This is a genomic window from Phyllobacterium ifriqiyense (genome assembly GCF_030817885.1).
Classification (GTDB): Bacteria; Pseudomonadota; Alphaproteobacteria; order Rhizobiales; family Rhizobiaceae; genus Phyllobacterium; species Phyllobacterium ifriqiyense.
In genome coordinates, this window is the sequence record NZ_JAUSZT010000003.1 from 2,941,042 (window position 1) to 2,952,924 (window position 11,883).

Consider the following 11,883-nt stretch of genomic DNA (forward strand, 5'->3'; position numbering starts at 1 on the left):
GTCTGCTATTGTGAGGCTGTGATGTGCTAAAAGTCTTCAAAGAGTTCAGCACATCATCCTCTTAACTACTCCAGGCGGCGCCTGAATAGCCACGCCGCCGCTGACAAAGTCACGCCAGCTATCAATGCGAGTGGGATTGTCTGGTGCAGTACTTCCAGAGACCCGATATCCTTCAGAAAAAGCCCTTTGATTATCACCAGAAAATATCGAAGTGGATTTATGATGGTAATCGGCTGCAGCCACTGGGGCATATTTTCGATCGGCGTTGCAAAGCCTGAAAGAAGAATAGCCGGGACGATAAAAAGGAATGCTCCGAGAATAGCTTGTTGCTGTGTTTTCGACAAAGCTGAGATGAACAATCCGATCCCGACGATCGCTGCAAGATAAATAATGCCACTGCCGTAGAGATAAATCAGCGATCCCCGAAACGGAATCTGGAACAAAAATATCGCGGCCAGCAAATAGACTGTCATGTGAAAAACGCCGATTAACATTGGAGGTATCAACTTGCCGATGACAATCTCATGCGTCCGCAATGGGGAAACAATCAGTTGATCGAATGTGCCGAGCTCCCGTTCTCTGGCTATTGATAGGGCAGTAACAATTAGACCAATCAGCATTGCAATACTTGCAATCAAGTTTGGCACCATGAACCATTGGAAATCCAAATTGGGATTAAACCAATTGCGCGGCATTACGTTTATCATCGCGCTCTGCGTTTTCATCCCCGATGGGGTTTCCAGGGAAAGTCTTCCGGCAATCTGGCTTAGATAGCCCGCTACTATCTGTGAAGCGTTGGACTTACGCCCGTCTAAAATGATCTGAACTATTGCCGGCAAACCCGCTTCAATGTCGCGGGAGAAGCTTGGACCGATCTCCAATGCAGCTATAACTGTCTGATTGCTGATTGCATCGTGAATACGCGATTGATCCTGCGTATGCGATACAGTGCGGAAGGTTGGCGAGCCTTCAATCCGCGTTATCAACTCTTCGCTCCAATGACCACTGTCACGGTTTAGAATCAGGACGTCTACATTCCGGACTTCAAGAGTAGCCGCATAGGAGAACACCAAGAGCTGGACGATAGGCGGCACAATCAAGATCATCCGACTCTTTGGATCGCGGAGCACCGCGAGAAGTTCCTTGATGATCAATGCTTTCAGCCGCGTCCACCACATATTAATCGATCCGTTTTCGTGTACTACGGGCGGCCAGAACAAAGAAGACGCTGCCGATAAACAGCATGATAGCCATTGCCTTCAAAAACATCGGCCATATGTCCCCGGCCAGAAAAAGTGTCTGCAAGCTTGGTATCAGGTAACGGGCGGGTACGACGAAAGTGATCCATTGTATGACCACCGGCATAGAATTAATTTCAAACAGGAAACCCGAAAGGAGAAATGCCGGAAGAAAGGCCGAGATCAAAGCAAGCTGCGATGCCAGGAATTGGTTTTTTTGTTGCGGCTGATATAAGCAATCCCTGACCAAGAGCTGGCACAAGAAATGCCGCTGAGAGCAGATACAATGCAAAGATTGATCCTCGGAAGGGCACGCCGAACAGGAATACCGCGATTATAACGCAAAGGCTCATCGACAATATTCCAAGCACGAAATAGGGCAGGATTTTTCCCATCAGCAGTTCCGCAGATGTCACCGGCGTTGCCATAATTGCTTCCATGGTTCCGCGTTCCCATTCCCGGGCGATGACCAATGACGTCAGCAGGGTTCCGACGAGCGTCATGACGATGGCGATTGATCCCGGAACAAGGAAAAAGCGGCTCGTCAGTTCCGGATTAAACCAGAAGCGCTGCTCTACGCTGATCGCTGAGGCGCTGCCATCTTTTTGAACTCCCATATCTGCCGACCGGATAGCCACCCACCCTGCAATGACGCCTTGCGCATAATTCTGAACGAAACCGGCGGTATTGGTATCAGATCCATCAACAATCACTTGAATCTGCGGGTTCATTCCTGCCGCGAAGTCGGAGGTAAAGCCGGCAGGAATAATGACGATTCCTCGAATTTCGCCGCTTACCAGTTTTGCATCAAACTCCCTTCGATCCCGACCTGTTTCAACATCGAAATAGCGCGATCCCCGGAAGCTGGCAGCAAGATCGCCTGCCAGTGGCGTCTGCTCTTCAATAACAAGGCCGATACGGGTTTGGCCCGTGTCGAGCGAAACGCCATATCCAAACAGAAATAATAGAACGACGGGTAAAACAAAGGCGATGAGAATACTACTTGGATCCCTCAAAAGCTGGAAGGTCTCTTTGCGGACAAGCGCAAAGAATCGCCGGACGCGTGCTGGTTCCGTCGTTTTACTTAGCGATACGGAGGTCATGCCGCTGCCTCCCGCTCGGAGGCCTCCACCAAGGCGATAAACGCATCCTCCATGGTGGGATCCGGCTGCGCCTTAGTCGCGACCCCCGCCTTGAGTTCATCGGGCGAACCCAGAGCAATCGAACGACCACGATAGATAAGAGAAATACGATCACAATACTCGGCTTCATCCATGAAATGTGTGGTGACAAGCACCGTCACGCCTTTCTCGACAAGGCCGTTAATGTGTGTCCAAAACTCACGTCGTGTTATGGGGTCTACGCCGGATGTCGGCTCATCTAGAAAAAGCGCTTCTGGTTCGTGCATAACGGCACAGGCGAGTGCAAGGCGTTGTTTTAGGCCAAGAGGCAAATCCTTTGCCGGCAGGTTATCGCGAGCGGCAAATGAAAATATCTCATTCATCAAGCTTACGCGCTCGCGTTTACGTGACCCGCTCAAACCATAGACGCCGGCGAAGAAATCCAGATTCTGTCCGACGCTCAAGTCACCATAAAGCGAAAATTTCTGCGCCATATACCCTAGACGATTGCGCGCCTCGGCACCATCCCGCCGCAAATCAAACCCGGCTACCCTGCCCTCACCCTGCGTAGGTTTTAGAAGCCCGCACAGCATCTTGAACGTGGTGGATTTTCCCGCACCATTTGGCCCAAGAAGCCCGAAAATCTGACCTCGTGGAATGTCAAATGTAATGTCCTTCGCTGCGGTGAAATCACCAAAATTCTTCGTCAATCCATGGGCCTCTATGACGGGCTTTCCATTCTGATCATCGAGCCGTGTGGCCGCTTCAGCAAGCTTGGAACGCCCCCCGGGGCCACCTCCAAGCATATCAACAAAAGCGTCTTCGAAACGCGGCTCTGTGGCACGTATCTTGGCTGTGTTTCCCGCGATTTTCGTCAACTCACTTCGTTTCGCTTCCGCGCTGGTAACAATGCGCACTGCGTCGCCTTGAATGACACCATCAACCACGCCTTGCTGTTCCAGGATTTTCGAGAGTGCCTGACGGCGACTGCCGGATATGCCAGTGAACTTGAAAACCCGATCTTTAACCCGATTTGTCAAATCCGCGGGCGGTCCGGAAAATAGCAGTTCGCCCTTATTGAGAAGCAACACCTTATCGCAGGCTTCAGCCTCATCAAGATAAGCAGTTGACCAGAGGACCCCTATGCCGTCCTTGGTCAGGTCCTTTACCATCTTCCACAGGTCGCGGCGGGAAATCGGATCGACGCCAACACCTGGTTCATCCAAGAGCAAGAGTCTGGGTTTTTTCAAGAGAGCGCAGGCAAGCCCAAGCTTCTGTTTCATTCCGCCCGAAAGCTGACCAGCGAGCCGCCCGGTAAATCGCTTTAGATCAGTGAACGTCAAAAGCTCATCAAATGCTGCCGGACGCTCGCCCAGCGGGAGACTACGCAAATCAGCATAGAGATTGAGATTTTCCTGAACCGTGAGGTCTTCATAAAGTCCGAAACGTTGAGGCATATAACCGATTAGAGCCTGAATGCTTGGTGCATGCAGTTTGGTGTCGAATCCCAGAACATTGATCGAGCCTCCGTCCGGCTGCATAAGTCCGGTAATCAGACGTATCAGCGTAGTTTTACCAGCACCGTCTGGACCAACCAGTCCTGTAATCCTGCCTCCGCTTATGATGCCGGACACATCTTTCAATGCTTGCGCAGCTTGACCAAAGCTCTTGCTGACATCTGCGAGACGAACAAATTCGGATCGGGCATCATCATCGGTGGATGGAATCCGGTCGGTCATAGCTCACGGCCTGGTTCCATCGGCACTCGAAGGGTGACAGGCATTCCCTGTCGCAAATCTTGGGTTGCCTCATCAACAATGATGCGTAACCGATAAACGAGATCTGTGCGTAGGTCCGGCGTCTCCACTGATTTGGGCGTGAACTCAGCCACTGGCGATATAAAGCCGATCTTCCCTTTGGCGGGTTTACCGGGTTTCGTATCCGAGTACACATCGACGACCATGCCAGGATGTATGCGGCCTAGATCAACCTCAGAAATATAACTGCGAACCCAGACGGGTTTCAGCAGCGACAATACAACCACAGGATCACCTGGCGCGACGATGGAACCTGCCTCACGAACGCGGGAAAGAATTATCCCATCATTAGGCGCATGCATTTGAGCATCATCCAGCGAAGTCACGGCGCTGGAAAGTTTCGCTTCTGCAGCTGCAAGATTGGCTTTCGCTGCTTCAATGTCCTCTTTACGTGTTCCTTCTTTAAGAAGCGCCAAAGCTGCCCGCGCCGAAGCAGTCCGTGCATTCGCTATCGATTTTGCTGCAATTGCCTCATCCAAACCGGACTGGGAAATGGTTCCATTCGGGCGGAGGCGGAGGGCACGCTCATAGGAGAGAGTTACATTTTCAAGATCGGCAAGCCGCTCATTCAGCGCGGCTTCTGCTTGCACTATCTCAGTTTGGCGTGGCCCTGCTATTGCCTTTTCAAGTGTCGCACGCAGCGCAGACACTTCAGCCTTTGCGGCATCAACAGACTGTTGATAGGGCGCTGCATCCAGGCTCGCGATAACTGCGCCAGCTGCAACGGTATCACCCTCGTCAAACATCAGTCTTTCCATGCGGCCATTGACCCTGAAACCAAGTGGCACCTGACGGATATCTACATTGCCGTAAAGCGTGAGTTGCGTCGCTTCCGATTCAACCCAGCCCATTTTGCGTGGAAGCTCAAACCACCACGCCAAGCCTGCGGCAACCACAACAACAAAGATCAACATAATGATCAGCCGCTTCATGATCGCACCTCGACGGGCTGTATGGCAGCAACAAGTTCCCCCGCTAAATCCTGTATAGTTTTAACTTCACTTGCACCAATACTGCTCCACTCGAGCTGCAGCATCGCAGAGGCGTGGGCTGTGCGGTACACTAGAACACTGCCGAAAAGAGAAATCATTCGTAAGCGGACATGTTCGGATAAAGGATCTTCGTCAAGCAAGACGCTAATGAGTTGGATGCCTGCCTCAAGCATAGGCTTCATGACTGCGGTATATACTCTGTTGAATGCCTCTGTCGGCTCCATCTGTTCTCGTATCAAAAACCGTGCCCACGGCTCGGATTCCTTGCTTACAAACAGAGTTGCCATCTTTTGGAGTATCTCTGTCAGGAAAGCTCTTGCTTCTTCGCGTGACAGACTTTGCCCGGCTGCCGCCAATTCTTGCAGTCGTCCTCTCACCTTGGTTCGCAAGCCTGAAACGTGGGAATTGATCTCTCCGCCAAGATATTCCGCAGTGGCTATATAGAGCCCTTCTTTGCTCCCGAAATAATATAGGATGGCCTGTAGATTCACACCTGCTGCATCCCGCAACATCCGCGTACTCGTGCCCTCGAAGCCATATCGGCCGAACAGGTCGAGCGCGACGACGATGAGCTTTTCGCGGGCAATTTCTCCGCGAGCGGACTGCCGTTTCGTCTGCTTGGCTATATTTTCCATATCCATAATCTACATCGCAGGAAATAATAAGTCAAACGAATGAATTTTTATGGTGCATGACAGTTGCGATAACTGACTAGGTTAAGCCGGAACTTTTACGATGGCGGCGATCTATCGCGCGGATGGTGCGGCCAAAAATACAAATGCTATTGTTGAACCCGATCAAGCGGTGTTATTTCGAGCGCCCGCTCTTCTTCAATGGAGATGTTATGACAATCTCAGGCATGCTGCAGCTTGCGGCGTCGACACTGGTTTTTCTACTTGCGGCTGTCGGAGCCAAACACTGGGCAATATCGCCCACATTCCCGAAGCTGGCTATAACGCTGATTTTATATACTATCGGCAATCTGATTATGCTTCGGCTGGTGCGTGAGTTTGGAATGGCCTCGGCCTTCACCCTTTCTGCATTGCTGCAACTGGTGGCCATCAACGCAATTGCAATAGTTTATTTCGGCGAGAAACTGCCAACAACTCAACTTGCCGGAATAATGCTGGCAATCATTGCCGTGGGACTAATTACGTTCGCCCCGTCGGAATAGCCAATCATGAACTGCCTCTGGGCGTAACCACAATTGCGAATGCATAGGCATGGCATCTGGAACAATGGGCGGGTTAACGGGTTTTTCGTCTTGGAAGGGAGACCATGGCCTAGCGTCCGAGGCGCGAAGACAATGGCTACACCACGCAGGTTTCGAATCGTGGGAATTAAACAAATGGACGAAGTCAGAGTGGCGGTGCAAGGCGCAGAAGGGAAAACATTCTGCCGGTGCAATTTCAGACCGACGCAATGCCACACCTTCTATTGTATCAGTCGACAGCAAAGCATGGCGATAAGTCCTGGCGCGGCGTGGGTCGATGCTTTACACCCAAACAATCAATGCCCGGGTTAAGCAAAGAGATGAATCCTATTCCGGACCACGGTGAAAATTCGTACAAAGGCTCGGGAAAATTGACCGAAAAGCGATCCGCTGTCGAGTTATGTTTCTGGAGCAACGATTGCCCTCACTGGCGGTAAGCCCATAATTTGATGGTGGCAGCTCATGACCAAGCACTGGCACGGGGAAGCCATTCTATTGCCATTATGCGGTTTTCCCGACCGGGATAACTGTCATGGAGAACATTTTCTTCTTTTGCTCAAGGAAAATTGAGCTTTTGCTCTGACCTATAATAAGGCATGCATTGTCGTGGAAGCGCAAGAGGCCAACGCCTATCAGTTGCAGAGCCAACTGATTTGAATAGAATCCCCGGCCATGAGTTAAAGAGGATCATAATCCATGTTTTATGCAATTCTGGCCTATCACGAAGAGGAAGTCGTCTCTTCCTGGACCAAAGAGGAAGACACGGCCCTTATGACCGAGCTCTTGGAGATTAATGAACGTCTCGTTCGTGAAAAAACTCTCGGGCCAGCCGCACGTCTTGGTCCCACAGGCCGTGCAGTAACGCTGCGCGGTAAGGACGCCGAAATAGTAATCGATGGTCCTTTTGCCGAAACCAAAGAGCAATTGCTTGGTCTATATGTTGTTGATTGCCCGTCACTTACTGCTGCAGTAGAAACCGCACGCGAGTTGCGCCGCGCCAATCCGACAGCCGTTTACGAAATCCGGGAGATATTGCTTTATCTTCCCGGAGCACCGTTAAGCGCCAGCGCGGAAAGCTAGGATAGCAGGATGAACTCTTCGATCTTCCATGGATTATCGGCCTTTCCCATTACTCCTTGTGATCCGTACGGCCGCGTAGATGAGGGGGATCTTTCAAAGATCATCAGCAACCTTGCAGATGCCCGCGTGGATTCTATCGGCCTTCTGGGAAGCACTGGCACATATATGTATCTTGACCCGGCGGAACGGCAACGCGCAGTCGAGATCGCTGTGAAAGCTGGCAACTCGACTGTGCCAATTGTCGTCGGAGTTGGTGCCATGCGTACCGACGAAGCAGAGCAATTTGCAAAGCATGCCGAGCAGGCCGGCGCTTCAGGACTGCTTCTTGCACCAGTTTCATATACGCCGCTGAACGATGAAGAAGTCTTCCAGCATTATACTGCAGTGGCTGGTGCTACCCGCCTTCCCCTTTGCATTTACAACAATCCGACCACAACACATTTTACGTTTGGCGTTCCACTCATTGAGCGGCTGTCAAAAATTGACAACATAGTTGCGCTTAAAAATCCGGCAGCACCAGCTTCTGAAATGCCTTCCATAATCCAGCCGCTCAGCAATGCACTTCCCTCGGGGTTTGCCATTGGGTTTAGTGGCGATTGGAATGCGGCGAATGCCTTGATGGCTGGCGGACATGCTTGGTACAGTGTGGCTGGAGGTCTGTTGCCTGTTCCATGTCTTGCACTAACACGTGCCGCTCAGGCCGGAAAAGATGATGAAGTTCAACGGTTAGACCAACTTTTGCAACCATTGTGGGATTTATTTAAGGAGCTTTCCAGCATTCGTGTCATGTATGCTATCGCCAACATAATGGGACTAACACATTCCAATCCGCCACGCCCCATATTGCAGATCGAAAAGTCTGAGTACAACCGCATCGCGCAAGCTCTGGAAGGACTATCCTTTTAGGCACAGACCCTGAATCTCTTATGGTCCTCGTGATTCCAAGGCGACCGTTTTAATAATGGCATAAACCATCATTCCATCTGTGAGCTTTAGCCGGTCGCGCGAAAGCGAGGTAATTCGCGAAACCAGAGCCGTTCCCTCGCATTCAATATGCACATCCACTGTGCCATCTGAATTGGAAAGGATTATCGCAACCTCTCCTCGCAGGATGTTAAGAGCGCTCACGCCTTCCGGATAAACGGTGGAAAGCATGACATCCTTTGCAAGAATATACATGCGGACGGTCTTGCCGATCGAAATCTCAGGCCCGGGAACAAAGAAATGATTGGAATTGAACTCGATTGTCATCAGTCTGTGCTTTATATCGTACTGGATGACTTTCCCTTCGATCAGCGTTCCTCTGTCTTTCCGGTTTTGCATCGAGGAAACGGACGGTTGATTTAGCACATCAGCAACCGGCCCAGCCATCGTAACGCTGCCATTGTCCAGTACGACAACTTTATCGGCCAATCGCGCTACCTCCGTCACTGAATGGCTAACGTAGATGATCGGAATGTTCATCTGATCGCGCAGCGCTTCGAGATATGGCAATATTTCCAATTTCCGCGTCTCGTCCAATGCAGCAAGCGGCTCATCCATCAAGAGCAGACGAGGCGAAGAAAGTAACGCACGGCCAATTGCCACCCGCTGTTTTTCGCCGCCTGAAAGATTTATCGGCCGCCGGTCGAGCAAGAAATTTAGTCCCAGCAAATCAACGATGGAGGCGAAACTATCATCGTTCTTAGGCTTTGAAACGAACCATCGACCGTAGTTAAGATTTTGACGAACCGACAAATGGGGGAACAACCGGTTGTCTTGGAAAACAACACCAAAACGGCGTTTGTGCTTCGGAATAGATATGCCTCGGGTGGTATCGACAATAACATCGCCATCAAAAATCACACGCCCCTCATCAGGGTGAGCCAGCCCGGTTAACATGCGAATGATGGAGGTTTTACCCGATCCTGAAGGACCAAACAGCGCAGTTACGCCGCCTTCGGACGTAAATGCCGCATCCAACTGAAATGCACCGAGCTTCCATCGCGCCTCGAAAACCAACTTCATGGTGATGTGACTTTGCGAGCGAAGAGATAGGTCATGAATTCTGAAGCCATTAAAGCGGCCATAGAAATGATCACGGAGATAATAGTCAGTTTGAATGCGCCAGCATCTCCGCCCGGCACCTGCGTGAAGGTATAGATCGCCGCTGACAAAGTTTGCGTTTCACCTGGAATATTGGAAACAAAGGTGATCGTTGCTCCAAACTCTCCCATTGCTTTTGCAAATGAAAGTATCATGCCAGCAATAATGCCCGGCAAGATCAGAGGCAAAGTTACGGTCATAAAAACCCAGCCCGGGCTAGCGCCCAGTGTTGAGGCAGCATCCTCCAATCCCCTGTCTACTGCTTCAACCGAAAGGCGGATGCTACGAACCAATAAGGGAAAACCCATCACAGCGCAGGCCAAGGCGGCACCAGTCCATCGAAATGACAGAACAATCCCGAGATTCTCGGCAAGAAATGCCCCGATTGGTCCGCGCCTCCCAAAAAGGATCAGCAGGAGAAAGCCGGTGACAACAGGTGGTAAAATCAATGGCAGATGTACCAAGCCATTCAAAAGTGACTTTCCCCAAAAACGCCCTCTGGCCAACAACACGCCGACCGCTATGCCGAAAGGTAGACTGGCAATCGTAGCAACAGATGCAATACGCACACTGAGATGAACAGCCGTCCATTCTTCTGCGCTTAACGAGAACCAATTCAAATCGAAAGCTCGCTGTGTTTGTGGCGGTCCCTTGCCGGAAGTACGCGCCTATTTGAGTGTGGTAAAACCATGTTTTTCGAACAGCGGCACAGCTTTATCTGATTTTATATAGTCAAGCAGTGACACAGCATCAGTATTCTTACTGTCAGCCACCATCGCAATCGGGTAGACGATTGGCCTATGGCTATCGTCCGGAAAGGTACCGGCAATCGCCACTTCTTTGTCAGTTACAGCATCAGTTTTGTAGACGATCCCGTATGGTGCTTCGCCACGAGAAACGAGAAGCAACGCAGCACGAACATTCTCTGCACCAGCGATCTTACTTTCCACTGACGACCATATGCCTAACGTTTCCAGGGCAGCCTTGCCATATTTGCCTGCCGGTACCGAATCAATCGCGCCCATCGCCAAACGGCCGTCACCGAGAAGCCCTGCCAGATCCAAACCCTTTTTGATGTCTACCCGCTCAACATTGTCTTTTGATGTTACGAGAACGATACTATTGCCAAGAAGGCTCTTGCGTGTGGCTTCATTAATAAGCTTCTTTGCCGTAAGATAATCCATCCAATCCAAATCTGCGGAGATGAAAATATCTGCCGGAGCACCGGATTCGATTTGTTTGGCCAATGCTGAACTCGCAGCATAAGAAGTTGTCACTTCCTTGCCAGTTTCAGCCTTCCATGCTGACGTGATCTCATCAAGTGCATTCTTAAGACTTGCGGCTGCAAAAATCGTAACCTTCTCAACCGCTTGGGCTTGATTGATCTGAAAAGATATTGCCAATGAAATAGCTGCCAATATGGCTGTAAAATATTTCAACCAGTCACGCCATTGAACACTCATCAAACTCTCTGCTCCACCGTAATATTCTTATGAATATATCGGTGATCAACAGATAGCTAGCGTTATGTTCGAAGAAACATAACCAAAAGTACCCCACGGTTTAAAGCTGTGGGGCACAATAAACGGGACAGAAAGGCTGACAGTTAGCGCTGTTTGGCTTTGCGAGCGGCATAACGGCGGTCACGTTCCGCCTTACGTTCGGCTTCATCCAGAACAACTCTGGCGATGCGATTCTTTGCTTCGGCAGCAAGTGCTTCGGCTTCCGCCGCTGCAGCATCCGCAAGAGCTTGAGTCTCCGCGAGCTTGCGCTCTTCTTCAAGCTTGGCCAAACGATCACGATCAGCTTTTCTTGCTTCACGGGCGGCAACGATAGCTTCACGTTCAGCCCGCTTGGCAACCACCTCAGGGTCATCGGCCTTTGGTGCTGACTCAAATTTCTTCAGCAGAAGCTTTTTTGCTTCTATCGCCGCGGCGCGGCGTTCGTTCAATTCTTTAAGATTTTTCAATAGAAAGTAGTCCTGTCGTTGCAAGCAATCGGCTTTTCAATTGCCAGTAGATGGAAAAAGGCCGGACACATGCCCAGCCTTTCCTTTAATCCTACCACGGAAGTCGCTGGCAGCGAACACCGTGGCCATTATTATTATACAGCTGCGAGCTGATCAGCTGACATCTTGCCAGACTTCTTGTCGCGAACTAGCTCGTAGCTGATCTTTTGACCTTCAACGATATTACGCATGCCGGCGCGTTCAACTGCAGAGATGTGAACAAAAGCGTCGGTGCCGCCGTCATCCGGCTGAATGAAACCAAAACCTTTTGTTGAATCGAACCATTTAACTGTGCCTGTGGCCATGATGGACCTCCGTCTAGCAACAAC

At 50.7% G+C, this 11,883-nt stretch carries 12 protein-coding genes and 1 pseudogene; 3 read left to right on the top strand and 10 right to left on the bottom strand.

All coding sequences use genetic code 11. The features are described 5' to 3' along the window. Positions 1-65 precede the first annotated feature (65 nt). The 5 genes and pseudogenes from QFZ34_RS21975 to QFZ34_RS21995 form a co-directional block, all read right to left on the bottom strand. Positions 66-1,178 carry an ABC transporter permease gene (locus tag QFZ34_RS21975; protein ID WP_307285547.1) on the bottom strand — a complete coding sequence of 371 codons (1,113 nt, stop codon included), beginning with the start codon at positions 1,176-1,178 and terminating at the stop codon, positions 66-68. A gap of 1 nt (position 1,179) precedes the next feature. Beyond that, positions 1,180-2,341, bottom strand: a pseudogene (locus tag QFZ34_RS21980) (ABC transporter permease). Beyond that, on the bottom strand, positions 2,338-4,098 hold the full coding sequence (locus QFZ34_RS21985; RefSeq protein ID WP_307285549.1) for an ATP-binding cassette domain-containing protein: 1,761 nt from the start codon (positions 4,096-4,098) through the stop codon (positions 2,338-2,340). The pseudogene QFZ34_RS21980 and the gene QFZ34_RS21985 overlap by 4 nt, the downstream one beginning before the upstream one ends. Then, positions 4,095-5,108 (bottom strand): secretion protein HlyD, encoded by a 1,014-nt coding sequence (gene hlyD / locus QFZ34_RS21990; RefSeq protein WP_307285553.1) that lies wholly within the window; start codon positions 5,106-5,108, stop codon positions 4,095-4,097. The genes QFZ34_RS21985 and hlyD overlap by 4 nt, the downstream gene beginning before the upstream one ends. After that, the gene (locus QFZ34_RS21995) at positions 5,105-5,809 is read right to left on the bottom strand and encodes a CerR family C-terminal domain-containing protein (RefSeq protein ID WP_307285559.1); all 705 of its coding nucleotides are present in this window, start codon (positions 5,807-5,809) and stop codon (positions 5,105-5,107) included. Before QFZ34_RS21995 ends, hlyD begins: the two co-directional genes overlap by 4 nt. Positions 5,810-6,012: 203 nt before the next feature. On the opposite strand from QFZ34_RS21995, the gene QFZ34_RS22000 reads away from it, so the two are divergent. The 3 genes from QFZ34_RS22000 (at position 6,013) to QFZ34_RS22015 (ending at position 8,367) form a co-directional block, all read left to right on the top strand. Then, complete coding sequence (locus tag QFZ34_RS22000) at positions 6,013-6,342, top strand: hypothetical protein (protein ID WP_115053278.1); 330 nt, start codon at positions 6,013-6,015, stop codon at positions 6,340-6,342. Positions 6,343-7,077: 735 nt separating this feature from the next. Beyond that, a complete protein-coding gene (locus QFZ34_RS22010) occupies positions 7,078-7,461 on the top strand; it encodes a YciI family protein (RefSeq protein ID WP_115052806.1) in 384 nt (127 codons plus the stop codon). 9 nt (positions 7,462-7,470) lie between these two features. Continuing rightward, positions 7,471-8,367 (top strand): dihydrodipicolinate synthase family protein, encoded by an 897-nt coding sequence (locus QFZ34_RS22015; RefSeq protein ID WP_307285564.1) that lies wholly within the window; start codon positions 7,471-7,473, stop codon positions 8,365-8,367. 18 nt (positions 8,368-8,385) lie between these two features. On the opposite strand, the gene modC is transcribed toward QFZ34_RS22015, so the two are convergent. The 5 genes from modC to QFZ34_RS22040 all read right to left on the bottom strand — a co-directional run bounded on the left by modC (position 8,386) and on the right by QFZ34_RS22040 (position 11,859). Beyond that, positions 8,386-9,468: a molybdenum ABC transporter ATP-binding protein gene (gene modC, locus QFZ34_RS22020; RefSeq protein WP_307285567.1), complete on the bottom strand. Its 1,083-nt coding sequence runs from the start codon at positions 9,466-9,468 to the stop codon at positions 8,386-8,388. Next, a complete protein-coding gene (gene modB / locus QFZ34_RS22025) occupies positions 9,465-10,166 on the bottom strand; it encodes a molybdate ABC transporter permease subunit (protein WP_307285569.1) in 702 nt (233 codons plus the stop codon). The genes modC and modB overlap by 4 nt, the downstream gene beginning before the upstream one ends. A gap of 48 nt (positions 10,167-10,214) precedes the next feature. Then, a complete protein-coding gene (gene modA, locus QFZ34_RS22030; RefSeq protein WP_307285575.1) occupies positions 10,215-11,009 on the bottom strand; it encodes a molybdate ABC transporter substrate-binding protein in 795 nt (264 codons plus the stop codon). 143 nt (positions 11,010-11,152) lie between these two features. Further along, positions 11,153-11,515 (bottom strand): DUF6481 family protein, encoded by a 363-nt coding sequence (locus tag QFZ34_RS22035; RefSeq protein ID WP_115052801.1) that lies wholly within the window; start codon positions 11,513-11,515, stop codon positions 11,153-11,155. 134 nt (positions 11,516-11,649) lie between these two features. Continuing rightward, the gene (locus QFZ34_RS22040) at positions 11,650-11,859 is read right to left on the bottom strand and encodes a cold-shock protein (RefSeq protein ID WP_115052800.1); all 210 of its coding nucleotides are present in this window, start codon (positions 11,857-11,859) and stop codon (positions 11,650-11,652) included. Between the last annotated feature and the right edge of the window lie 24 nt (positions 11,860-11,883).